The organism is Candidatus Leptofilum sp. (assembly GCF_965223285.1).
GTDB lineage: Bacteria > Chloroflexota > Anaerolineae > Promineifilales > Promineifilaceae > Leptofilum.
Genome location: NZ_OZ244997.1, coordinates 3,650,933 through 3,673,695 on the forward strand (window position 1 = coordinate 3,650,933; position 22,763 = coordinate 3,673,695).

Consider the following 22,763-nt stretch of genomic DNA (forward strand, 5'->3'; position numbering starts at 1 on the left):
AATCGTGGTGTCTGCCCAAACCTGGGGCACGCTTTGTCGCCAAAATGGAAGATGTCCTCTCCGTTTATGAACGACCCTACGACCCGAAACGGCCGATGGTTTGCCTGGATGAAATTCAAAAAGCGTTGCGGTCAACACCAAGAGGTGAAATTCCGCTGCAACCAGGACAACCCGTTCGAGAAGACTATGAGTACCAACGACATGGGAAGTGTTCCCTTTTTCTGGCCGTCGAACCATTAGCCGGATTTCGCAAAACATGGATTTATCCACAACGCCGCAAGATTGAATTTGCACAGGTGTTGAAATCATTAGTCGACGAGGTTTATCCTGATGCAGAGACGATTGTCTTGGTTGTGGATAACTTGAACATTCACCATATCGCTTCTTTATATGAACGGTATGAACCAGCAGAAGCACGCCGGATTGCGGACAAACTTGAATGGCATTACACACCAGAGCATGGCAGTTGGCTCAATATTGCTGAATGTGAATTATCTGTTTTACGTCGTCAGGCATTGAAGCGACGGAAGGTGGATATTGACGAAGTTCGCAACCAAGTAGCAGCTTGGGAAACACAACGCAATAAACGCCAAGTGGGTGTTGATTGGCAATTTACTTGCACTGATGCTCGCATTAAACTGAAGCGACTTTATCCAATTGTTAACGTTCAGTAATTTGTTAACGCCTTATATTTCTAAATATACTTTGTTTACAAAGCACTTAGTGTAATTGCTTATTACTTCCACTAAAATGTGGCGATACAATAACAAGTAAATATTTTTAGAAATGAATAAAAACATTCAGGAATCACCACAAAAAAAACTAACATTCTCTGATGTATTTGCGGGTTGCGGTGGATTGTCCTTGGGATTAATCAATGCCGGATGGCAAGGTGTATTTGCTGTAGAAAAACACCCTTTTGCATTTGAAACACTAAATGCAAATTTAATTTCATCAGAAAATGATTTTTTTGATTGGCCTGAATGGTTTGATCCTAAGCCAATAGATGTATCTGCCTTTGTTACTCAGTTTGAAGAAAAATTAAGGGGCCTAAAAGGCAAGCTTACCCTTCTAGCTGGAGGGCCACCATGCCAAGGGTTCTCATTAGCTGGTGAGCGAACACAAACTGACCCTCGTAATTTGCTTATTGAAGAATATATAAAAATTGTTGGTTTTTTAGAGCCGAGAATCCTATTAATCGAAAATGTTCAGGGGTTCACGCTAGCATTCAAGAAAAATGGGGATGAAAAACATAAACGTGTCCCATATTCAGATATTGTAATCGAACAGCTAGAACAAATAGGTTATCAAACTTTTTCAAAAATAGTAGCTTTTAGTGATTATGGTGTGCCACAGATTAGAAAACGCTTCATTCTTGTTGCTGTAAAAAATGATGATCCTGTACTAACAAAACTAAATGGAAAAACTCCATTCGAAATTTTAGAAGCAAATAGAGAGAAATTCTTATTATCAAAAGGACTAGCTACTAGCTTGCCTGTATCTGTAAAAGATGCCATTGGTGACTTAGAAGTACAAGCCAAAAAATTAGTTGAAAGTGATGATTCACCTGTAAAAGGATTCAAGCAAATCGAATATAATTCTGATAGTTTTAGCTCCCCTTTTATCCAATTAATGCGTAAAGGTTTTGGTGCTTCTCCCAATAGCATTCGCCTACCGAGGCACAAACAAAAGACGATTGAGCAGTTTCAAAGTATTATGGATTCCTGCACTTTAGGAAAAACAATAAGCAAGGAAGACCGAGAACGTTTAGGCATTAATAAACGTGCAATTACGCCGCTTAATGAAAATTTACCCTCAGCAACAGTAACTACTCTCCCTGATGATATTTTACATTATTCAGAACCTAGAATTCTAACAGTACGAGAAAATGCCAGGTTGCAAACATTTCCCGATTGGTTTGAGTTTAGAGGGAACTACACGACTGGGGGAACCAACCGAAAGAGTGACTGCCCCCGTTATACACAAGTTGGCAATGCTGTGCCCCCATTATTTGCTGAGGCAATTGGGCAAATATTGAGGGAGTTAGCCTCCTAAAAAGAGGTAATTCATGAACAAAAAAACTCTTCATTTCAAAACAAATACACTTCTAAAAAACCTCATCGGGAAAGACTTAATCAATGACGATAATATAGCCATTGTTGAGCTTGTAAAAAACAGTTATGACGCAAATTCAGACAATGTCTTGGTAAGATTCACTCATTTTTCGTCAAAAGGAAAATCGACCGAATTATCCGAAATACTTATTGTGGATGAGGGATCTGGAATGAATCTATCGGATATTGAAGATAAGTGGCTTAACATTGCTTACTCTGAAAAAATACTAGAGGATAAAAAAGAAGGAGCCTATTTAGCTGGAAATAAAGGGATTGGCAGATTTTCCTGCGATAGATTAGGGGAACAACTTGATCTCCTGACACGACAAGAAGGCGAAGATTTGCTCCATCTACAAATTCAATGGCCTGAATTTGAAGTTGAAGGGAAAAAAGATTTAACAATTCAGGAAATTGATTTAACGGTTCGTGCAATTGAGAATGCTGAAGCCGTTAAAATAGCGGGTGTTCAACAATTTCCTGACCATGGGACTGTTTTAGTAATTTCGAGACTTAGAAGTGTATGGGATCGTGATCGGCTTAAAGAATTAAAAACTTCTTTGGAGAAATTTCTAAACCCAAATCAACTTTTCTTACGAAATAAATTTAAGATCAATCTTTCAGTTCCAGATCTTGAAACAGCTGATAAAAACAAAAGCTATCCTGAGCGCATTAATGTAGAAATTCAAAACCAGATTTTTGACAAGTTAAAATTCAATTCTACATATATTGATGCCAAAATCTCTGACGACAATGATACTGTGTCAACAACCCTGTATCATGAAGGTGAAAAGGTTTTTGACCTTGTAGAACATAATGAGGGATATAAACTACTCCCAGGTGCCCACATCGTCATTTATTACCTTAATCCATACAAAAAAGCCTATTTCAAACGCCAAACTGGGGTTCGTTCAGTTGATTTTGGTTCTATTTTCCTGTTTTTAAACGGATTTCGTATTGCGCCTTATGGTGATAGAGGTGACGATTGGCTAGGGTTAGACGTTCGAAAGACTCAAGGTACTACAAGATACCTAAGTAGTCGAGATGTTGTTGGGCGAATAGAAATAAGTGGGAGCGAAGCAGAATTTAAACCCATCTCAAGTCGTGAAGGGCTTAAAAAAACTGCATCTTTTAACCAACTACGTGAGGAGCTTTTCTTCGATGTATTGCGAAAGTTAGAAAAATTTGTTGTTGAAGGCTTAAATTGGGACAGTATTCCAGATTCATTGCGTCAAGTGGTACGTAAAAACGAAGGACTTGATTGGGATAATACGCAGGAGCATTACGTAGAGTCTTGGGAGCGCAAACAACAGCGAATAGCTTTGTCCATTATGACGCTGATTGGTTCAGTGCCAGATCGCATCATTAGATTTTGGTTTAATCCGTCCCTGTTAGAAGGAGTATACGAAAGTCGTCAAGAAGAAGTGAAGAAATTGTTAGATGATGTTGAAGGTTTTGAACCCAATAAAATCGACTCCAGTTTAACTAGAAACCTCTCAAAAATCAGGAGGATAATTACTGAAAAAGAAGAGGAAGTGAAAACTGCGAAAGCAGATGCCGCAGATTTGCGGGTAGAAGTTGCAAAACAGCGGGCAAAAGTCGCAAAACAAGATAAGAAAATTTCGAAGTTGGAAGCTGAAACAGAAACTTATCGCGCTCAAACATTCTTTTATGAACAAATCTCATCGCTGAACGTTAAGCAATTGTTATCGTATCATCATCAAATTAACCTTGACTCGCATAAGGTTGATAATTATTTAGCCAAAGCTGTTAAGCTTCTTCGCGACACTCCCAATACGAGAAAAATTTTAGATAATTTACAGAAAGCATCTTTGATAAATAAACGAATAGCTGCTGTGGCTCAGTACGCTACTAAAGCAGATTTTCGTTCGGGCATAAAGAAAGAGCTTACAGATATTCCTGCTTACATTGAACAGTATTTATTAAGAGTAGCCACGGATTTCAATGCTACGGGTCTGAAACTTGAGGTCGTTAACACCGTTCAAGAGTTATTTGAGATAAAAGTCAGCAGAGTTGAGATATCCATTTTAATAGACAATATTATAAGCAATGCTCATAAAGCTCGATCAACTAGGCTAACTGTAACAATTTCTAAATTGTCAATGAACAGATTGCAAATTTCTTTCATTGATGATGGAAATGGGTTGTCAGATGAACTACCAAATGCTGACTCAATGTTTGAACTAGGTGTTACCACAACGTCTGGTTCAGGATTGGGTCTTTATCACGTCAAAAATATTATTGAAAAGATCGATGGAAAAATTACAGCCATACCACTTGAGCCTAAAGGGATGGAATTTAGAATAGAGGTTACAAAATGAGGCTTGTTTTTTCAGTACTTTGGTTCGATGATGATGAGGAATATTTTGACTCTTTAGATCTTGAACCTTTAGAAAGAGAAATATCATCTTGGGGGTTCTGGCCAAAAATTGAAAAAGTTACAACTCCTGAAGATTTTAGCAACCGCTCACCTTTTACATCATATGACTTAATTGTCGTAGACCGTAATTTAGAGGGCTATAAAGATGGTCAGGAATTCATTGCAAATATTAGAGGAAACGCAATTTATACTGAAATAATTTTCTATACCGCTGGCAATACGAGCGATTTATGGGAAGCAATTCGGACAAAAGAACTCGAAGGGATATTTGTTTCATCCAGAATAAATGTTTTGTCCAAAATTGAAGCGGTAGGCCTCCAGTCTGTTCGCAAAATTCTTGATCTTGAGAATGTGCGGGGTATTGTAATGGCCGAAGTTGGTGAGTTGGATCTTTTACTAGATGAGATAATCATGCTTGGAACAGAAAGTTTATCTGAGGAAGAACGCTCATCAATATTCCAAAGATTTCACGAGAATGCAGTTAGGCAAAGCGAAGGTTATGCTAAAGCTTTAAATGCTTTTATCGAGGAGCCAAATACAGGGGGGATGTTAGCCCTTTGTGATAGTGACAAACGTTGGCAAAATTTCAATCGCTTACGGAAAATTCATAAAAAACTAAAGAAAAAGAAGCAATCAGGAAATTATGTTCAAGAGGTATTGCGTCCTCGGAATTTCCTAGCTCATGGTAAACCTGAACCTCATGAAAATGGAGGGTATCTATTCCGTTATAAGGGCAAAGAATACTATTTTGACGATAAAGTTAGCCAAGGGCTTAGGCAAACCATTTTAAAGTATAAGACCACTTTTTCAATCCTTATTGATCAAATCAAAGAGACGTAGTTATCTAATCCAAAATTTAGTAATCATCAAATAGATACCATGGTCAAGTGGGGTCTATTGGCTTTCTACTACTGCAAACTCATCCCAGATTTCTTCTAAATCGGAAAAGGTGGCAATAGGGGCGACGGCTTCCATGAAGGCGCGGGGGGTGTGGGTGTTGGCGTGGATGTCGCGGAGCATGGGGCCGGTGGGGTCGCTGCCGGTTGCGCCGGGAACGGCCGCATACGCGCCATAAAACGCAAAGTAAGCCTGGTTCAGTTTGCGAATCCCAAACCCATTTTGTAGAAAAACCAGCCGTTGTGCCTCCATATACGCCTCTGCCCCTTCGATGTCACATGCGGCCATTAACTCCTCGGCGCGGATGCGGGTGGTGGCCAGTTCGGCACCGAAATCGAAGGCGGGCGGGTCGGCGGGTGCAGCTTCTGGTGCTTCTGGCGGCGGGGGTGGCGGCACAAATTCGGGATAATATTGCTCAATGACGCGGCTGCCAATTTCCTGGTCAAAGATGGAGGCAATTGTTTCGTTGATGATGCGCACCTGGGGGTCGCCATAGTTTAGCCCCACGGGGAAGAAGGTCATCCAATGGTGGGCCCATTCGTGGGCGGTCACTTCCATAAACCAGTTGAGATTGCTGGTTTCCATGATCATGGCAGGGTAGGTGCCCAGGCCACCCAGCGGCACCACCAGGGCAGAGAGGTTGAGCTGTTCGAAGACGGCCGTTTCCAACGCATCCTTCTCCGCCGTAGACAAACCGGGAATCAGCGACACGCCATAAATTCGCTCGATCCGGTCACGCGGGGAGACGATGAGCAACGACGGCAGCGGGGTCATCTGCATCATGACGGGCGGCCATGCCTGCCCCAGCACGCCAAACCCCTCCTCAACCAAAATATGCCCCACCTGGTCTTGCACAATCGCCTCGGCGACGGGTTGGAGGGCGGCGAGTTCGTCTCGTTTTTGGGTGAACTGTGCTTGGAGAACGGCCGTTGCCGCCACCGGATTAGCCACATTCGGGTCCGTATAAATCTGGCTGATTTGGCCATCAAGCTGCTGCACTTCTTGAACGAGTGCCATAAAATCGAGAACTGTCTGTTTACGGCTGGCTTCATCCAAAAAGGCATCATTGTTAGCCAAAACGCCCTCCGCCTTGGCGGCAAAGGCATTTAGCTCCCAGCTCACAAAATCAAACTGGCGCAGCCCGACGAGCTGCAAAATTTGTGTGTATTCGTCGCCAAACGGGGGCCACTCACGCGCCAAAAAGAACAGACAAATGATTGTCAGTAGCAGGAGTTTGAGCCAGAGAAAAAGGCGACGCATCTTAGGCACGGCGGTACGGGTCGTACAATTTTTCCCATTCGTCCAGGGCATATCGGTCGGTCATCCCGGCGATGTAGTCGGTGATGACGCGGTGGAGCGGGGCCTCATCCAGCTTCTTCTTCGTGTCCGTAGGCAGCATGTTTGGTTCCTGGGCATACGCCTGGAACAGTTCCGAGATGAATCGCTCGGCCTTCGTTTGCATGCGGATGAGTCGATAATGATGGTACATACTATCTAGCAGGAACTTCTTGAGCTGGCGCACTTTGGTTTTGAATTCGGGCGAGTAGCCAACCAGATTTTCAGGATGGGTTTGCACTTTTTCTACCGAATCGATCTGGTTTTCTTCCAAATTTTTGCTGGTTTGTGTCAACACGTTCATTACGGATTGGCCGATGAGTTCACGGATAATTTCGTGGCGGGTGATATTGGGCAATGGCCGTTCCGACTGCCACCCCACAACATCCTTCAACTCTTGCCACAAGGTTAGCTTATCCAACGCAGCCATCTCAAACATACCCGCCCGCAAGCCATCATCCAGATCGTGGGCATTGTAAGCAATTTCATCTGCCAAATTAGAAATCTGCGCTTCCAGCGAGGCGCGTTTGCCTGGCTCGTATCCTTCGGCGTCACTCTTGTCGTAATCGGTTTCGTGCTTGATCATCCCCTCACGCGTTTCGTAAGTCAGATTGAGGCCAGGAAAGTTGGGATACCGCTCTTCCAGCTTAGTAACGATGCGGTAGCTTTGTGTATTGTGGTTGAAGCCGCCATGCTCCGCCATCAGTCGATTTAGGGCGTATTCCCCGGCGTGACCAAAGGGAGGATGCCCTAAATCATGGGCCAGGCAGATAGCTTCGGTTAGCTCTTCGTTGCAGCCCAGGCCCCGCGCTAATGAACGACCTAGCTGCGCCACTTCCAGCGTGTGCGTGAGGCGCGTCCGGTAATGATCGCCTTCGTAATAAACAAAGACCTGCGTTTTGTACTCCAACCGACGGAAAGCAGTGGTGTGGATGATGCGATCCCGATCGCGCTCAAACGCAGGCCGCGAAGCGGATTCGGCTTCAAGATAAACGCGCCCACGGCTATCTGCGCTTTTTAGCCCATACGGAGCCAGGGCCATCTGTTCGATCTCTTCTAACTTCTTGCGCTTGTAGATCATGGGGGGAACCTCCAACATCTTATGTGCGGGCGATGCAGTTGGAAGACATTTCGGTTTGCCGAGCAAAGATTATTCCCAACTGCATCGCCCCTACTTGCTATAATTTTATGGTAAGTGTAACATAATTCCAGACGGCCGTCTCAATAGCTAATGGTCTGCACAGCCACATGAACAGGTCTGGAGCAGCAAAGGGGAAACCGTATGCCAAACGTCCGCTCATCCATCGTGTTAATGATGATTGCCATCGCGATCATTCTGGCCGCAGGTGTGTTTTTAGCCATCAACGTTGTGCAAAATCGGGAGGCTGCCGACACTGTCGCGCCAACCATCGAGAGCAACTTTGTGGTCAACGTTGGCGGGCAACCCATTGCGCTGCAAGTTGATCCCAATACACGCCCGAACATTGTTACTGCACCAGAAACCAATCCAGAAAGTCCGCGTACAGACGAAGTAGCCCCCGCTGACCCGCAGATAGAAACGGCCACCGCCACGCCAGAACCAACGGCCGTTCCTCCCACCAACGTACCGCCAACAAACGTACCTGCCCCCCCTGCCGTCGAGAAAATCATCTATCAAAGCTACACGGTGCAGCAAGGAGATACGCTCTACAGCCTATCGCGGGCGTTTGTTACCTCCATTGCCCTCATGGCCGATAAAGGCATCTCCCAGGCAAACTTGGTTCCTGGTACAACCATCAACATTCCGGTTGGCAATCCCCAATATTGCAACGGCCGTGGACGGCCGTATGCCGTGGGCGAAGGGGATACGGCCTTCAACATCAGCCAGCGGTACAATACTACGCCGGAAAACTTGCAGTCGATTAATAGCTTGGACGCTAACTACACCATCAAAATTGCCGACATCATCTGTGTGCCATAACTATGCGCCTGAACAAATCTGAATTTAACGGCCGTTCCCAGCAGCTTCTAGCGTACATTCGCCAAAATCGGCTCACGGGCGTGGTTCTCTTCGACAGCACAAACATCCTCTACTTCACAGGATTTGCCTTCATTCCCACCGAACGCCCTATCGCCTTTGTACTCAGTGCTGAGGGTAAAAAAGCCATGCTCGTACCTCGCCTGGAAGTGGAACACGCTCAGGCTGAAGCTGATCTGGATCGCGTGGCACATTATTTGGAATATCCCGGTGATCCGCACCCGATGGCTATCTTTCAGGATTTGCTGATGGATATGGGTCTCATTAAGGAAAATGTGAACCCCCAATTTTTACATGCCCCCACCCGGCCAGAAGAGATCGTGATACGGCCGCATCAGGAAGCACCTAAACAGTTTCCCATTGCCAGCAGCAGCCAAATTGGGGCTGATATGGATGGCTACCCCTGGATTTTTGGCTACGAGGGCGTGTCACTCAGCCAGCTCACGGGCATGACGGTGCACAATGTTCAAAGCCATCTCCACAAAATGCAGGCGATTAAAAGCCCTGCCGAAATCGAACTCATAAAGGAAAGCTGTAAATGGGGCCATCTGGCGCATGTGTTGTTGCAACGGTATACGGCCGTTCACGCTACAGAAACGGCCGTTAGCCTCCGCGCCAGCCAGGAAGCCACGCTGGCCATGATGGACACTATCGGTCCGCTTTACCGGGCGCAAAGCATGTGGCTCAGCGGGCCATTTGCTGGCTACCGGGGGCAGATTGGTCGCAACGCCGCCATACCCCATGCGCTGGCCAACAATATCACCTTTCAACCGGGTGATGTGCTGGTAACTGGCGCAGGCTGCCCCATGTGGGGCTACAACTCTGAGCTGGAGCGCACGATGTTTGTGGGTGAACCTTCCACAGAGCAGCAAATCTTCTTCAATCATATGAAGGTGGCGCAAGAGGTGGCCTTTGCAGCAATGAAGCCCGGAGAGCGTTGCAGCGCGGTGGATACGGCCGTACGCAGCTACTACGAAAAACATGACCTGATGCCCTACTGGAAGCACCACACCGGCCACGCTATTGGGCTACGTTACCATGAAGGCCCCTTTTTAGACACAGGCGACCACACGGTACTGCAAGAAGGGATGGTATTTACTGTAGAACCGGGGCTTTATGTGCCAGAAATGGGTGGCTTCCGCCACTCCGATACGGTGGTCATTACCAACGATGGCGTTGATTTTCTAACTTACTATCCACGCGACTGGCAAAATTTGGTAATTCCAATTTAGGTTCTTGTCAGCCAAAATATTTATGTTAAGATGTAGCTCATGTACAAAGACCTCTGGCGGCAACGGCCGTTGCTCACACTCCCCCAAATTCTTATCCTGCTGCTGGTTGGTGCGGCCGTCTTTGTGGCTGTCGATTTAAACCGACGCGCTCAGGCAGGGCAGCTTGTTGGCGTGGGTGAAAGCGATCTACAACTCCAGGTGGATACTGAAGCAACCCGCCAGGTTTCGCTCCAGGTAACATTGGAATATGTGCAAAGCGATGATTACGTTGCTGCCTACGCCCGTGATGAAGCGGGTTATGTTTTGCCGGGTGAAAAACGGGTGGTGCCGCTTGTCATTGAAGCCACACCCTTGCCAACGGCCGTACCCACTGCCACCCCAGACCCCATCCAAAACGCCCGCCCCTGGCAAGCGTGGTGGCAACTGCTCGTAGACGCGCCCCAACCAACCCAATAACGTCTGGAGCCCCCGAGAAAACTGCCACCTGAACAATATTCCCTAAAAACACAGCGCAGCTTCCCAAAAACTCCCCCATTTGTACTATATAACACCCCTTCTCAAGGGGCCGACACTTGCTATTCAACTTTACATATGATAACATACGCCTCGTTGAGAGGTTTACATATTGTTATTTGTATAGGTATTTAATAGACAAACAAACTGAGCTACGGCAGTGTCCTCAATTGCAAAGAAGGTTCCGGTATTCAATACCCAACAAAACTGAAGCCGACACGACATAGCAATATCGTTTGAGTCAGTAGCTTGCTCCAGTATGACACACGACCCAAGATACCCGCTAACCCCGAAACACATGCTTAGTAAGCGGCCAACAATGACTTCCCTAAAAAATGTGGCTACTTACTTAAAGGTCATCCGCCCATTCCGATACTTTATTTGTGGATGACTCCTTAAAGAAGGGACGATCTTATGAGCCGTCGAACTATCTTGATTCTCATTTTCGTATTTGGCATCGTATTGCTGTCAATTGTAGGTGTGGTTTTTATTCTGCAGCAAAATCAACCAGCCGACACCGACCCCGGTACGGTAACGGATGGCACAGATGGTGCACCAGCCCCAGACGGCGTGGATAGCGGTGATCCAGTCGAAACAGTACCCCCGCTTGTAGAAGTTGTCGTCTCCCTACAAACCGTCCCCCGCGGGCATCAAATGACAGAAGATATTCTGGCTCTGGATATGCGCCCAGTGGGCACAGTGGGCAACAATGTTATTACCAGCATTGATGAGGCGGTCAGCCTGTTCGCTCGAACCGACATTTATCAGGGTGAGACGCTGACTTTCGACTCTTTAGTTGATGATATTACCGACGTTGGTTTGGAATCTTACGGACCCAGCTCTCTTATTCCGCCGGGCTATGTCGCCCAATCTGTCCCCATGAATCGGCTGACCAGTGTTGGTTACGGTATCAGTGAAGGTGATTACGTTGACATTATGGTCACCTTCTTCTTCCGGCAAATCGACGAGGAATTCCAAACATATTTGCCCAATAACGCCGCCTTTTATTTGGAAGAGCAAATTGAGGCCATTGAAGCCATTGGCGCAGGTGACGTGCTAACAACGACAGCCGGGTTTGTACTCTTCCCCGTCGAGCCAATCGGCCGTTTTGAAGAATTACCCACGGGCGACCTGGCCCACATCTTCCCTAATGAAGAAGATGAATCTCCGCGCCCTGTGCCGGTATCAATGATCATTCAAAATGCGCGCGTTGTTCAGGTAGGACAATATCGTCTACCTGGCAATCCAGCCGATCTCATTCCGACACCTACTCCAGAACCTGCAGAGGAAGGGGAACCCACGCCCACGCCGCCACCCGCTTTGGCACCAACCGCAACGCCTCTGCCCCCGGATGTGATGGTGGTTGCCTTGCAGCCGCAGCAACAGCTTCTGCTACGGTATGCCGTAGAGGTGAATGCGCAAGTTTACTTTGCCCTGCGGGGTGTAAACGATGGCCAACTATACAGTGTGGAAAACATGACTCTGGATTTCCTAATCGATCGGTTCAATATAGAAATTCCGCCGAATCTAGGACACTCAGTTGAAGAATCAGCTATCCGACAGGTAACACCAACCCCACCACCTGAAGAAGGATCTGTGCCTGAATAATGTGGGCTGTCAGTTTCAAGGCTAAGGCTAACTTAACAAGGACCCTGTTATGCGTCTCAGAACGTTCATTCTCCTGATTTTGGTATTGATTTTAGTAGCGGCCGTTGCGCTTTTGCTGCTAGGTAATAGTGGTATTGGTCCACTGTCTGGCTTTTTGGGTGGTGGCGATAGTGACACCCCAGCCGATAACGGCACCACAGACAATGGTGACAATGGTGCAGAAGAGCCATTGCAGCCACCGCCAACAGCGACACCAGGGTTGGAAAATGTGGTTGTGGCTCGGGTAAATATCCCCGTTGGCACTATGATTACGGATGAGCTGCTGGAAGTTCAGCGTTGGCCTCGCACCAATATTGCTTTGCAGGGTGGTTACACATTTACAGACACAAATCAGTTAATCGGCCGTATTACCAAAGTAGATGTAGCGCGTGGACAATCCTTTTTAAGCCCCATGCTGGCACTTAACCCAACAGATATTGCTTCATTTGGTTCTGACCTGGCATTATATGTACCATTTGGGGAGGTTGCTGTAGCGTTCCCCGTAGATCGATTCAACGGGGCAGCATTGGCCATGCGACCGGGCGATCTGGTTGATTTGATGATGACCATGCGGGTTGTAGACATCGATCCGCAGTTTGGCACGATATTGCCCAATAACGTGGCCCGTATCATCAACTCCGCTCTACTAAACGGTCAGCCTTTCTTATTCCCCGAGGTGAAAGACGGCCGTCTCGAATTCATTCCTGAGATCAACCAAGTAGCGGCCATTTACCCCAGTGATATTGGCCAGGATGGACAAGATTTCACACCTGGGCTGCCCATTCCCAAGCGCGTTACACAGCTAACAATTCAACAAGCGGAAGTGCTGTACGTAGGCACCTGGGAAGACCCTCGCATTTTAGAGCAAGAACAAATTGCTGCCCGTGCGGCGGCGCAACCTGGGGAAGATGGCAATGTACCACCAACACCTACCCCCATTCCCTCCAGGTTAGAAGACCAGCCAGATGTGGTCATTCTTAGCATGTCTTCGCAGGATGCCTTGGCATTGAACTGGGCCATGATTCGTGGTGTAGACATCAACTTGGCCCTGCGCTCCCCTGGCGATCAAACGGTATTCGTGACGACGAGCGTTAGCCTGCCACAGATTATCGATCAGGGTGGCTTGGCCATTCCAGAGCAATCTAATTTTGACCTGCATCCTTCTATGGAAGATGTAAATTTGCCGGTCTTAGAGTCAGAAAATCCAAATAATCCAGACGAGTAGTCAAAGATTGTCTAGCTTACCCAAAGTCTCTAGCTTCTGGCTGGAGACTTTTTATTTACGTCAAATTATCTACTTGGAGGCATTTTGTCTGTACATTTGCCGGAAAATTACGACCCAAACCAGTTTGAACGGCCGTCTGTCACCGTTGATGTGGTTATCTTTTCACTCGTCAAAAACAAGCTGAAAGTATTGCTGATCAAGCGGCAGGCACCACCATTTGCCAATATGTGGGCCATTCCCGGTTCCTTTGTGCGAATAGATGAATCACTGGAAGAAGCGGCCGTTCGTGCTTTAGCAGATGAGACGGGTGTGGAAGATGTGTACACAGAGCAACTATACACGTTCGGTAATCCAGAACGTGACCCGCGCACGCGCGTGATTACCGTTGCCTATTTCGCCCTGGTACCGCATGATGCCATCCACCACAAGGCAGGGCATGACGCCAGCGAAACCAGCTGGTTTGCTATCTCGCAACTGCCTTCACTGGCCTTTGACCATGCAGAGATAGTTGAGTATGCCCACACGCGCTTGCGCTACAAGCTGGAGTACAGCTCAGTTGGTTTTGAGCTATTGCCTGATGTGTTTACGCTGTCTGAGTTGCAAAAAGCGTATGAGATCATTTTGGGAGAAGCACTAGACAAGCGCAACTTTCGTCGCAAGATTTTGTCAGCAGAAATTTTGGAAGAAACCGGTGAAAAGAAGAAAGAGAGTGAAGGTCGGCCAGCAATGCTTTACCGATACCGAAAAGACGCCGTTGCTGAGGTCAAAACGCGCCGCCTATTTCCTTGAATAATTCATTCTACCCAGAGGGACTTGGTTAGCTCTACGCCGAGTACCACATCATCCCGCCCCACGCGCAAGCGCATTGGCCCATTAAACGGCGCACGCCCCATAATTTCAAAATCCGCCCCTGGCACCAATCCCAAAGATTTGAAATATTTCAGTCGCTCTGGATCATGTGTGCGGACGCGGCTAATAATGCCTACATGACCCACACCCAAATTCATAATGCACACATCTTTTATTTCTGGCAGGTTGCCTTCTAAATCTGGAATTGGCTCACCGTGGGGGCAGCGGCTTGGATTATTGGTCATTTCTGCCATCCGTTCGGTGATGGTGTTGTTGAGCCCTTTGCCCATATCATCAGCATGTTCGTGGGCTTCATCCCAAGTGAACCCCATCACATTTACCAGAAAAACTTCCAAGATGCGGTGGCGGCGTAGTTCTCGCAGTGCTTCTTCGCGCCCGCGCGGCGTTAGCTCAATGCCTTGATACGGCTTGTGCTTTACATAACCCGCATTGCGCAACCGCTTTAACATGCGGGGCACGGCTGGTGCTGACACCTGAAGACGCTCCGCCAAGCTAGTGGTACTTACGGTGGGAGAATCTTCTTGCAGCCGATAAATTTCGGCAAGGTATTCGCGCATGGCCACGCTGGGCTGAAAATTATCGTTGGTCATCTAATTGATATTATCTCGATCCTGGCTGAACCGCCAATTGGTGCAAAAACATTTTAACTCAGGATGGACTTTCTTAATTCGGCCGTTGTGTCCTCAATAAGCGAAACAAGTTGTGTAAGCATTTCTGTATCAAACCGGAATTCTGCACCGGCACTGGCAAATAGCTCTGGCAAGGTTTTAGTACCACCATAAGCGAGTGCCCGACGGTAAGACTCAAGGGCTTGTCCCGGATTATCTAAGCTATTGCGCCAAACTTGTAAAGCTCCAACCTGAGCCATTCCATATTCAATGTAGTAGAAGGGTGAGGTAAAGATATGCGGTTTGCGATGCCACCCCGTTTTTTTGGCAGCTTTCTTTCCGTCCCAATCAATGCCCGGAATAAACCGTTCGTAAAGCTCTTCCCAAACCTCGTCGCAGCGGCTGGCATTTGCTGCTTGTTGGGGATGGGTATAAACCCAATGCTGGAACGCATCAACAACGGCCATGTACGGCAAGAAGGCAAGGCTGTTTTCGAGGTGATCTATACGAGCGCGGGCTGCTTGTGGTGAAGTGTAAAATCCGCCGCTTTGGTTTGTAAGGTAGGGTGCAGCTAACAGCTCCATAGACATAGAAGCAACTTCGCAAAATTCCATGGGCGGGTCGGTTTGCCAAATAAGGGGGAGGTCTGCCGTCTCAAACACATGGAAGGCGTGCCCAGCTTCGTGCAGCATGGTTTGCACATCATCATGGCTGCCGACGCCGTTCATAAAGATAAACGGCCGCATTCTCAGCGGCAGCGAGCTACAATAGCCACCTAACGCTTTGCCCGCACGGGTATCCAAATCGAGCAAACCATCTTCTGCCATGGAGGCAAAGTGATGGCCCAGTTGTGGATCGAGTTGGTTGAAGATGTTGAGCGAGTGCTGGATGAGTGCCTCTTGTCCCTGATACGGCCGTAACGGTTCCCCATCCGAATCATCAACGAGGGTGCCTCTTTCTGGCACCCAATCCCAAGGGCGCAGAACATCATACCCAAGTCGCTCCTTTTTGCGTGCTAATATTCGGCGAACTGCGGGAACAACGGCCGTTTCAATCGCCTCATGAAATGTCAAACAATCCTCTGGCGTGTAGTCGAACCTTCCCATCGCTCGGAAAGCGTAAGTGCGATAATCTGGTAAATCAGCATTTTTAGCCATCTGCTGCCGTAGTGCAAGCAGTTCACCATAGATGCTATTCAAGGTTTCCCGCTCACTTAACCACAGATCGGCAATGGTTTGCCACGCCTTTTGGCGCACAACGCGCTCCTTGTCGTTCAAAAAGAAGCCAAGCTGACTCAGATTTTTTTCTTCACCATCCCAGGTTGCCTTGAGTGCCCCGGTTACTTTCTCATACTCATTTTCCAGCTTGGCAGCCTCGGTAAATAGCGGAATGTTTTCCTTCCGGAACAGTGACGCTTCATTTTGCATGTTGCGCAGCACTAATGCCATATCATCCAGGGCGTCGCTATCTGGATCCACAGCCAACAGCCGCTCTTTCAACATTTGGATAGCAACCTGAGCTTGCGGATAAACATCATTGATCAAGTCCAAAAACGCCTGCTCTTTCTCTTCATCTGTGGTGTCTTGCGATTTCTCAATATAGATAAGCGAGGCCGCTTCAAACAAAAGGCGCGTCAAATCAGACCAATCCGTAAGCCATTGGCGCAAATTTTCAGGGGTTAACGGCCGTTCTGCCAATTCTGCAAAATAGGGAGCAAACGTCGCCCATTCTCTTGGGTTAATGGCATCTACAGTTTGTGGTAAATCGAAGCTGATCATATTTGGAATGCTCCATCATTGGTGGCAAAAAAAAGCCCCTGCCGGCGGGCAAGGGCTTTGGGTATTGAGGCGACGACCGGATTCGAACCGGTGATAAAGGTTTTGCAGACCTCTGCCTTACCACTTGGCCACGTCGCCGGAAACAAATCCGGCAGGCTTGCGGCCTGCCGATTGTTACTGTTCCACCAATGCTGCTTAGTTGGCGATTTGTAGAAAGGTGGCGAAACAGTTAAATAGAAGCAATCGTTATCATAGCCACCCGTAACATTTGCTTCTGTAAAGAGCGGGCAACGAGATTCGAACTCGTGGCCTTCTCCTTGGCAAGGAGACGTTCTACCACTGAACTATGCCCGCAAAGAAAATTGCTGTCTACAGTTATACCAACTGCTGATTCATTAAGCAAAACTTTTCTGGCAGTCTCACCAAACAATCATTGTGAAAGCCAAAATAAAATAATATGCCAGGACCCAGGCTCGAACTGGGGACACCTGCATTTTCAGTGCAGTGCTCTACCGACTGAGCTATCCCGGCGAATCCTTTGTTAAAAGGCTGGGAAATTCTATCCAAAGCAGCATGGCCTGTCAAGTAGCATCCCCGCAAAAAACGGCCGTATTTCCCCGCGTTGGTAAGAACGGGCTATAGCTGAAAGACGGCCGTTTTCATTACAATAACCCTTGGATTTTGAAGACCAAAATTGCAACCCACAGAAACTGTTTTGAACCTAAAGAGAAATTTCTCTGCGGGTTGCTCAAGTAAAAGCTAATTGCGAAGCGATTTTAAATCTAAATTCTTTTTGGCTTTTACGCCTCTTAAACCCACAAGGAAGTATCATGCGAACAGAACAAAACGGGGCTAACCAAAATGCCTTAACAAACAATCTGGACAGTACGCGTGTATGGTTGGCGCAAAAAATAGAAGCCTCTCTACCTAAAACCCTCTCCCTGGATCGCAGCCCACAAACCATCAAACTCATTCAAGAACGTTACAAACTTGCCCGACAACACGCCAAAATTAGCATCGCGTCAGTTGATGAAACGCAGTTTTTTGAAGAGCTATTAGATGAAATATTGGGCTTTGGCCCGCTGGACAAAATTCTTAACGACAATGACGTCACCGAAGTAATGGTAAACCGGGCCGATCTGGTTTACATTGAGAAGAAAGGGAAGCTCATCGAGTCTGGGATTACCTTTGTAGATGACGCCCACGTGGAGCGCGTTATTCGCAAGATCGTAGAACCTCTAGGACGTTATGTGGGGGTAGACTCACCTTTGGTAGATGCTCGCTTGCCAGATGGCTCCCGCGTGAATGCTGTAGTGTCACCCTGCGCCATCGACGGACCCAATATCACCATCCGCAAATTCTCCACCAACCCATTTGGCATTCAAGATTTAATCAACTTTGGCAGCCTGAACCAAGATATGGCCGACTTTTTAGAAGCGTGTGTACGCTCCAAGCTCAACATTGTTGTGGCTGGCGGCACGGGCTCTGGTAAAACCACCTTGCTCAATGTGCTATCCAGCTTCATCCCCGACGGGGATCGCATCGTTACCATTGAAGATGCGGCCGAATTAAGTTTGCTCCAGCGTCATGTGGTTCGCCTGGAAACCAAAAAACCATCCAAGGCGGGCGACAGCGAAGTATCTATTCGCGATCTCGTTATCAACTCATTGCGGATGCGCCCTGAGCGCATTGTCGTGGGTGAATGTCGGGGCGGCGAAGCATTAGACATGCTGCAAGCGATGAACACAGGTCACGATGGCAGCCTTACAACCATCCATGCCAACAATCCGCGCGATACCATTAGCCGTCTGGAAACATTGGTGCTGATGGCCGGTATGGATCTACCGCTTTCGGTGGTGCGAAAACAAATCGTTTCGGCCGTAGACCTGATTGTGCAGCAAGCCCGCCTGCGCGACGGCAGCCGCAAAGTGATCAACATCACCGAGATCACGGGCATGGAAGGCGAGACAGTCGTGATGCAAGACATCTTCAAATTTGAAGAGACTGGTGGTGGAGATGGTGAGCTAATTGGTGATTTCAAGCCAGGCGGTGTGCGCCCCAACTGCGAGCAACGTCTGCGTAACTTTGGCTTTAAATTGCCAGCCAGCATGTTTATGGGTAGCCGCAACGGTTCGCTCAGTCGCCGCCTGCGGTAAATCTTCGAAACGGCCTTGGCTAGTTGTCAAAGCCTCTAAGGGGCTAATTTTCAACCCTGAAAGCTCCCTAATCTAGCTGAGGGCTTCAGCTCCTGCATATGTTGGTTTTTACGTGTTTGGCGAAACGGTAGGCAATAAACGCTTTATGTTTGGTAAACGATCAAAATGTTTGTCGAAACTGTAAACATGCTCAATGCCTACTTTTTGCATTCGCGCTGCCAGTAGCGCATCAATGAAATCAACATTTTTTGTTTCATACAGCGTTAGAGCATACAAAATGGTTGATTTATCGGTTAGCTCGACGCCATCTTGTAGAAAAAAATCTCGCAAGACGGCCGCTATTGTGCCTATGTCCTGCTTGTAAAATGATTTTAGCACCCAAACAAGCTCTGCCACTGTCGCATCATCTACAATGAGGCTAAGGTCGGTATCTGCGGCCGTTTCAAACAGTTGTGCCGCTGCTGCCGCCATCTCCGGTGGGTCATCTAGCAAAAAGCGCAAAATGACATTTGCATCTACATACGCTCGACTCATGATTTTGCCTCATTTTCGAGCATTTCACCGTACTGTTCGGCCGTTGCCTGGCGGATTACATCATAATCCGAATAACGCTTATCACTTTGCAAAGCGCCACGCAGCTGCGCCAAAGAACGCTTCCGTGAAGGATAAATAATTGCCTTGCCTTCTTCGATTACAAATACAAGCTGATCCCCTGCTTTTAGATGTAACGCCTTCCGAACTTTTTTGGGAATTGTAACTTGACCTTTCGTAGTGATTGTTGACGTACTCATATATTTCCCCTTACTTTTGACAATTTTTCTTATTTTTTCATAATCCCTTATTTTTGTCAATATGGAATCTTTCGCTTGTAAACATGCAGGCACAGCTCCCGGCTTCGACCTACCCTTAAGCCTGGGCTAAAATGGTGGGCATGAAAGTATTCTTGAACAGCATTGGCTGCCGCCTGAACCAAAGTGAAATTGAAACCATGGCCCGTCAACTGTTGGCCTCTGGGCATGAAATTGTGACGGATACGGCCGAAGCTGACAAAGTGATCATCAATACCTGCGCGGTTACGGCCGAGGCTGCCCGCGATGCCCGCAGCCAAACCCGCCGCATTCACCGCAGCAACCCCGCTGCCGAAATTGTGCTGACGGGCTGCTACGCCACTATTGCGCCAGATGAACTGAGCCAGGTTCAAGGTGCAGGGCGTGTGGTGGTTAACCAGCAAAAGGCACAGCTCGTGCAAATGCTAGACCCCAAGGCACGCATTGAGCTGCCCGTTTTTGACCAGGAACCGGTGCTGCGGGAATTTTTGGCTGGCAGCATGGGAGCCAACACCCGCGCCTTCATCAAGGTGCAGGATGGCTGCGATAACAAATGCACCTTTTGCGTCACGACGGTGGCGCGGGGGGCAGGGCAAAGCCGCCACTTGGGGGATGTGGTGGCTGAGATTCAGGCGTTGGCGGCGGCGGGCTACCAGGAAGCGGTGCTGACGGGGGTGCATTTGGGCAGTTATGGCCATGATTTTGGTAATCAGGCAGGCTTGCGCGATTTGGTTCAGGCCATTTTGCAACATACGGACATTCCGCGCTTGCGCCTCTCGTCGCTAGAGCCTTGGGATATTGCGCCTGACTTCTTTGAGCTATGGGAAAATCACCGACTGCTGCCGCATTTGCACATGCCGCTACAATCTGGCAGCGACAAAATTTTGAAGCGGATGGCACGACGAACTAGTCGGGTCAGCTTCCGCGAACTGGCTGAGGCGGCACGCAGCTACATCCCAAACCTGAATCTGAGCACCGATTTGATTGTGGGCTTTCCGGGTGAAACAGAAGCTGATTTTGCAGACAGCTTGGAATTTGTGGAGGGGATTGACTTTGCCCGCCTGCATGTGTTTAGTTATAGTCCACGTCCGGGAACGGCCGCTTCCCAATTCCCCGATCAAATCAATGGCAAGATCAAAAAAGAACGCACCCGCCGCATGATCGATCTTGGGAAAGAACTCAGCCACAAATTCCACCAGCGGTTTTTGGGGCAAAAGCTAAATGTGCTTTGGGAAACCAACGTGGGTGCAGACCCCGGCGGCCTGCGCTGGGTCGGCTACACCGACAACTACATTCGCGTCCAGGCGAATGGCCCTGCCGATTTGTTCAACCGTATCACGCTTACAGAAATTGTTGACGCTAACGCTGATAATGTAACTGGCATTGTCTTTTGATTTTCTGAAGCGAGGGCAAAATGAAAAATTGGTGGAAATTATTCGGCGGGGTGTTCCTTTTGGTTATGGCTTCTGCAGCTTGCTCGGCTACGGTTGAAGAATCACCTCCCGCAGAAACTTCGGAAATCGAGACACCCGCAGAGGTTGTAGCCTCATCAACAGCACCCCCATTGCCTACGGCCGTTCCCACCAACAGCCCAGAATCAACCCCAACAGCCACGCAGTTGCCAACGGCCGTACCTGCCACAGACACACCTTCTGCCCCAACTCCCATGCCAGAACCAGTTATTCCCGTAGGCTCAACAGCGAGTTGGACTGCCACCGATGACATCACTGGCATCGAAGGGGAAATTGAGTTCCTTTCAGCCACCCAACTCGTCATTCGGGATTTTGTCTTTTTGGCGGCAGAAGCCCCTGGCGTGGACATTCGGCTGGGCGTAGGGAATGATTTTTCGGACGAGGTGAGCGTGTCGTTGCGAGACATCACGGGCAAAACTTATGAGGGTCGCAGCTTGACGCTGATGATTCCTGCTATGGCTTTTGACGGCCGTACCTTCGACAGCATCGGCGTTGTCTGTTACGACAACGGAGATGTGTTTGATTCGGCACCCATCGAAACTGGCTCCGGTTAATCTGCCAGTTGGTAAACGGCGGTGTGGGGATGCTGCGCTGCCCAGGCAAACCAGAACAGTTCATGACCGGGCAGTTGTTCTAACTGTGTACCCAAAAGTGGGCCGGATATGGCCGTTCCCCAAAACGTCCATTCGCTCCCTGTTTCCATATCCAAAAAACCGTCGGCCTGCGCCTCGAATGTCAGCAAGTGTCCAGCAACTTCTCGGCTAAAAACGGCCGCACTGCCCACCTCTTTAGACGCGCTAATAAATTCGGCATACAGTGGCGATTGCGTACCCGGTTGCCAAAGAACCACCAAGGGTTGCCCGGCAAAGGTGTCGTTCAGTACGCGATTGGCTTCTAGCGCAGAAAATGGATAGGCAATGGTTTCTGAACCCAATTGCAAGCCCATGACGCGCATTTTGGGGTGCAGTCGCTCATCTAAAACGCCGTCGTAAAATTTGGTTCCCCGGCTCACCAGCGAATCGTAGTTGATGTATGGATTTTCACTATAGCGACGGTCGAAGCCTGTGAAGATGGACAGCACCTCACCCTGAGGAAATTCATTTTTGAACGTTTGCCAGGAGACCAGCCGCGTTGGCAAAAGGGGCAATTGCGTGCCGGTGAGTTCGCCGACAACGGCCGTACCCGTAAGCTGCTGCCACCATGATTCTGTTTGGCGATCGTACATGACCAAATTGGCGTTATGCAAAATGCCAGTTGTGCCAAAATCAAGCGTCTGCCCGTCTACACGCCGCTCGAAAGCCAGTCCAGAATTGCATAATGGACAGTATGTGACAACGACAGAACGACCGTTCAGTTCATCATTCACAATCTCATGCCAGAGTAAAATGGAAAGTGGATACGCGCGGGCAATGCCGTCCAGTTGCAGCACCAACACTGGTTCTTGCGGCGTGAGCCAGCTATCCGCCTCGGCAATTGTTTCGATGGCTGGACTGTCAATGGCGGCGATGCGATCTTTGCCTACGCCGCCGTAGCGGAAGGTTTCGTAAGGCAGGCTGTGATGGCAAAAATCGGTGTTGGGCCAGGGAGCAATGGGGAATTGGCGGATGTCGGGTGAGGGTGTGCAGTTGGTAGGGGTGGGAATGGGAACGGCCGTTGCCGTCACATCTGGCACAT

At 48.3% G+C, this 22,763-nt stretch carries 20 protein-coding genes and 3 tRNA genes; 13 read left to right on the forward strand and 10 right to left on the reverse strand.

What is annotated here, in order from left to right:
• Positions 1-11: 11 nt before the first annotated feature.
• The 4 genes from ACOQPU_RS16450 (at position 12) to ACOQPU_RS16465 (ending at position 5,352) form a co-directional block, all read left to right on the forward strand.
• The gene (locus tag ACOQPU_RS16450) at positions 12-674 is read left to right on the forward strand and encodes an IS630 family transposase (protein ID WP_420645803.1); all 663 of its coding nucleotides are present in this window, start codon (positions 12-14) and stop codon (positions 672-674) included.
• Positions 675-786: 112 nt separating this feature from the next.
• A complete protein-coding gene (locus tag ACOQPU_RS16455) occupies positions 787-2,055 on the forward strand; it encodes a DNA cytosine methyltransferase (protein WP_420640919.1) in 1,269 nt (422 codons plus the stop codon).
• Positions 2,056-2,068: 13 nt separating this feature from the next.
• Positions 2,069-4,453, forward strand: coding sequence for an ATP-binding protein (locus tag ACOQPU_RS16460; protein WP_420640920.1), 2,385 nt, complete (start codon positions 2,069-2,071; stop codon positions 4,451-4,453).
• A complete protein-coding gene (locus tag ACOQPU_RS16465; RefSeq protein ID WP_420640921.1) occupies positions 4,450-5,352 on the forward strand; it encodes a hypothetical protein in 903 nt (300 codons plus the stop codon). Before ACOQPU_RS16460 ends, ACOQPU_RS16465 begins: the two co-directional genes overlap by 4 nt.
• 54 nt (positions 5,353-5,406) lie before the next feature.
• On the opposite strand, the gene ACOQPU_RS16470 is transcribed toward ACOQPU_RS16465, so the two are convergent.
• Positions 5,407-6,669 (reverse strand): hypothetical protein, encoded by a 1,263-nt coding sequence (locus tag ACOQPU_RS16470; protein WP_420640922.1) that lies wholly within the window; start codon positions 6,667-6,669, stop codon positions 5,407-5,409.
• Between the two features lies 1 nt (position 6,670).
• The gene (locus tag ACOQPU_RS16475) at positions 6,671-7,825 is read right to left on the reverse strand and encodes a deoxyguanosinetriphosphate triphosphohydrolase (RefSeq protein WP_420640923.1); all 1,155 of its coding nucleotides are present in this window, start codon (positions 7,823-7,825) and stop codon (positions 6,671-6,673) included.
• Between the two features lie 201 nt (positions 7,826-8,026).
• On the opposite strand from ACOQPU_RS16475, the gene ACOQPU_RS16480 reads away from it, so the two are divergent.
• The 6 genes from ACOQPU_RS16480 to ACOQPU_RS16505 all read left to right on the forward strand — a co-directional run bounded on the left by ACOQPU_RS16480 (position 8,027) and on the right by ACOQPU_RS16505 (position 14,167).
• The gene (locus ACOQPU_RS16480) at positions 8,027-8,704 is read left to right on the forward strand and encodes a LysM peptidoglycan-binding domain-containing protein (RefSeq protein WP_420640924.1); all 678 of its coding nucleotides are present in this window, start codon (positions 8,027-8,029) and stop codon (positions 8,702-8,704) included.
• Positions 8,705-8,706: 2 nt separating this feature from the next.
• Positions 8,707-9,993 (forward strand): M24 family metallopeptidase, encoded by a 1,287-nt coding sequence (locus ACOQPU_RS16485; RefSeq protein ID WP_420640925.1) that lies wholly within the window; start codon positions 8,707-8,709, stop codon positions 9,991-9,993.
• Between the two features lie 39 nt (positions 9,994-10,032).
• Positions 10,033-10,449, forward strand: coding sequence for a hypothetical protein (locus ACOQPU_RS16490; protein ID WP_420640926.1), 417 nt, complete (start codon positions 10,033-10,035; stop codon positions 10,447-10,449).
• A gap of 471 nt (positions 10,450-10,920) precedes the next feature.
• Positions 10,921-12,114 carry an SAF domain-containing protein gene (locus ACOQPU_RS16495; RefSeq protein ID WP_420640927.1) on the forward strand — a complete coding sequence of 398 codons (1,194 nt, stop codon included), beginning with the start codon at positions 10,921-10,923 and terminating at the stop codon, positions 12,112-12,114.
• Between the two features lie 49 nt (positions 12,115-12,163).
• Positions 12,164-13,378 (forward strand): Flp pilus assembly protein CpaB, encoded by a 1,215-nt coding sequence (gene cpaB / locus ACOQPU_RS16500; protein WP_420640928.1) that lies wholly within the window; start codon positions 12,164-12,166, stop codon positions 13,376-13,378.
• An 84-nt stretch (positions 13,379-13,462) separates the two neighbouring features.
• Positions 13,463-14,167: an NUDIX hydrolase gene (locus ACOQPU_RS16505; protein ID WP_420640929.1), complete on the forward strand. Its 705-nt coding sequence runs from the start codon at positions 13,463-13,465 to the stop codon at positions 14,165-14,167.
• A 5-nt stretch (positions 14,168-14,172) separates the two neighbouring features.
• Here the strand turns inward: ACOQPU_RS16505 and ACOQPU_RS16510 are convergent, their stop codons facing one another.
• From ACOQPU_RS16510 to ACOQPU_RS16530, 5 genes are all read right to left on the reverse strand, one after another.
• Positions 14,173-14,838: a metal-dependent transcriptional regulator gene (locus ACOQPU_RS16510; protein ID WP_420640930.1), complete on the reverse strand. Its 666-nt coding sequence runs from the start codon at positions 14,836-14,838 to the stop codon at positions 14,173-14,175.
• A 53-nt stretch (positions 14,839-14,891) separates the two neighbouring features.
• Positions 14,892-16,634, reverse strand: coding sequence for a M3 family oligoendopeptidase (locus ACOQPU_RS16515; protein WP_420640931.1), 1,743 nt, complete (start codon positions 16,632-16,634; stop codon positions 14,892-14,894).
• A gap of 67 nt (positions 16,635-16,701) precedes the next feature.
• A tRNA-Cys gene (locus ACOQPU_RS16520) sits at positions 16,702-16,772 on the reverse strand.
• 144 nt (positions 16,773-16,916) lie between these two features.
• Positions 16,917-16,988, reverse strand: a tRNA-Gly gene (locus tag ACOQPU_RS16525).
• Between the two features lie 104 nt (positions 16,989-17,092).
• Positions 17,093-17,165 (reverse strand) — tRNA-Phe (locus tag ACOQPU_RS16530).
• Positions 17,166-17,464: 299 nt separating this feature from the next.
• On the opposite strand from ACOQPU_RS16530, the gene ACOQPU_RS16535 reads away from it, so the two are divergent.
• Positions 17,465-18,790, forward strand: coding sequence for a CpaF family protein (locus ACOQPU_RS16535; RefSeq protein WP_420640932.1), 1,326 nt, complete (start codon positions 17,465-17,467; stop codon positions 18,788-18,790).
• Between the two features lie 108 nt (positions 18,791-18,898).
• Here ACOQPU_RS16535 and ACOQPU_RS16540 read toward each other — a convergent pair whose 3' ends face one another.
• The gene (locus ACOQPU_RS16540) at positions 18,899-19,324 is read right to left on the reverse strand and encodes a PIN domain-containing protein (protein WP_420640933.1); all 426 of its coding nucleotides are present in this window, start codon (positions 19,322-19,324) and stop codon (positions 18,899-18,901) included.
• Complete coding sequence (locus ACOQPU_RS16545; RefSeq protein ID WP_420640934.1) at positions 19,321-19,581, reverse strand: AbrB/MazE/SpoVT family DNA-binding domain-containing protein; 261 nt, start codon at positions 19,579-19,581, stop codon at positions 19,321-19,323. Before ACOQPU_RS16545 ends, ACOQPU_RS16540 begins: the two co-directional genes overlap by 4 nt.
• Positions 19,582-19,721: 140 nt before the next feature.
• Here ACOQPU_RS16545 and mtaB point away from each other — a divergent pair, with 140 nt between their 5' ends.
• Both mtaB and ACOQPU_RS16555 read left to right on the forward strand, forming a co-directional pair.
• Entirely contained in the window at positions 19,722-21,011 is a 1,290-nt protein-coding gene (mtaB, locus tag ACOQPU_RS16550; protein ID WP_420640935.1) for a tRNA (N(6)-L-threonylcarbamoyladenosine(37)-C(2))-methylthiotransferase MtaB, read from the forward strand.
• Between the two features lie 20 nt (positions 21,012-21,031).
• Complete coding sequence (locus ACOQPU_RS16555; RefSeq protein ID WP_420640936.1) at positions 21,032-21,643, forward strand: hypothetical protein; 612 nt, start codon at positions 21,032-21,034, stop codon at positions 21,641-21,643.
• On the opposite strand, the gene ACOQPU_RS16560 is transcribed toward ACOQPU_RS16555, so the two are convergent.
• Positions 21,640-22,761: a DUF3179 domain-containing protein gene (locus ACOQPU_RS16560; protein ID WP_420640937.1), complete on the reverse strand. Its 1,122-nt coding sequence runs from the start codon at positions 22,759-22,761 to the stop codon at positions 21,640-21,642. The two genes, ACOQPU_RS16555 and ACOQPU_RS16560, sit on opposite strands and share 4 nt — an antisense overlap.
• Positions 22,762-22,763: the final 2 nt, after the last annotated feature.

Bases quoted from the DNA above. Each gene is read 5' to 3' on its own strand.
- ACOQPU_RS16455 (WP_420640919.1), top strand. From the start codon at position 787: ATGAATAAAAACATTCAGGAATCACCACAAAAAAAACTAACATTCTCT.
- ACOQPU_RS16535 (WP_420640932.1), top strand. From the start codon at position 17,465: ATGCGAACAGAACAAAACGGGGCTAACCAAAATGCCTTAACAAACAAT.
- ACOQPU_RS16490 (WP_420640926.1), top strand. From the start codon at position 10,033: ATGTACAAAGACCTCTGGCGGCAACGGCCGTTGCTCACACTCCCCCAA.
- ACOQPU_RS16465 (WP_420640921.1), top strand. From the start codon at position 4,450: ATGAGGCTTGTTTTTTCAGTACTTTGGTTCGATGATGATGAGGAATAT.
- ACOQPU_RS16510 (WP_420640930.1), bottom strand. From the start codon at position 14,838: ATGACCAACGATAATTTTCAGCCCAGCGTGGCCATGCGCGAATACCTT.
- cpaB (WP_420640928.1), top strand. From the start codon at position 12,164: ATGCGTCTCAGAACGTTCATTCTCCTGATTTTGGTATTGATTTTAGTA.
- ACOQPU_RS16555 (WP_420640936.1), top strand. From the start codon at position 21,032: ATGAAAAATTGGTGGAAATTATTCGGCGGGGTGTTCCTTTTGGTTATG.
- ACOQPU_RS16485 (WP_420640925.1), top strand. From the start codon at position 8,707: ATGCGCCTGAACAAATCTGAATTTAACGGCCGTTCCCAGCAGCTTCTA.
- ACOQPU_RS16545 (WP_420640934.1), bottom strand. From the start codon at position 19,581: ATGAGTACGTCAACAATCACTACGAAAGGTCAAGTTACAATTCCCAAA.
- ACOQPU_RS16495 (WP_420640927.1), top strand. From the start codon at position 10,921: ATGAGCCGTCGAACTATCTTGATTCTCATTTTCGTATTTGGCATCGTA.
- ACOQPU_RS16540 (WP_420640933.1), bottom strand. From the start codon at position 19,324: ATGAGTCGAGCGTATGTAGATGCAAATGTCATTTTGCGCTTTTTGCTA.
- ACOQPU_RS16475 (WP_420640923.1), bottom strand. From the start codon at position 7,825: ATGATCTACAAGCGCAAGAAGTTAGAAGAGATCGAACAGATGGCCCTG.
- ACOQPU_RS16460 (WP_420640920.1), top strand. From the start codon at position 2,069: ATGAACAAAAAAACTCTTCATTTCAAAACAAATACACTTCTAAAAAAC.
- ACOQPU_RS16480 (WP_420640924.1), top strand. From the start codon at position 8,027: ATGCCAAACGTCCGCTCATCCATCGTGTTAATGATGATTGCCATCGCG.
- mtaB (WP_420640935.1), top strand. From the start codon at position 19,722: ATGAAAGTATTCTTGAACAGCATTGGCTGCCGCCTGAACCAAAGTGAA.
- ACOQPU_RS16470 (WP_420640922.1), bottom strand. From the start codon at position 6,669: ATGCGTCGCCTTTTTCTCTGGCTCAAACTCCTGCTACTGACAATCATT.
- ACOQPU_RS16515 (WP_420640931.1), bottom strand. From the start codon at position 16,634: ATGATCAGCTTCGATTTACCACAAACTGTAGATGCCATTAACCCAAGA.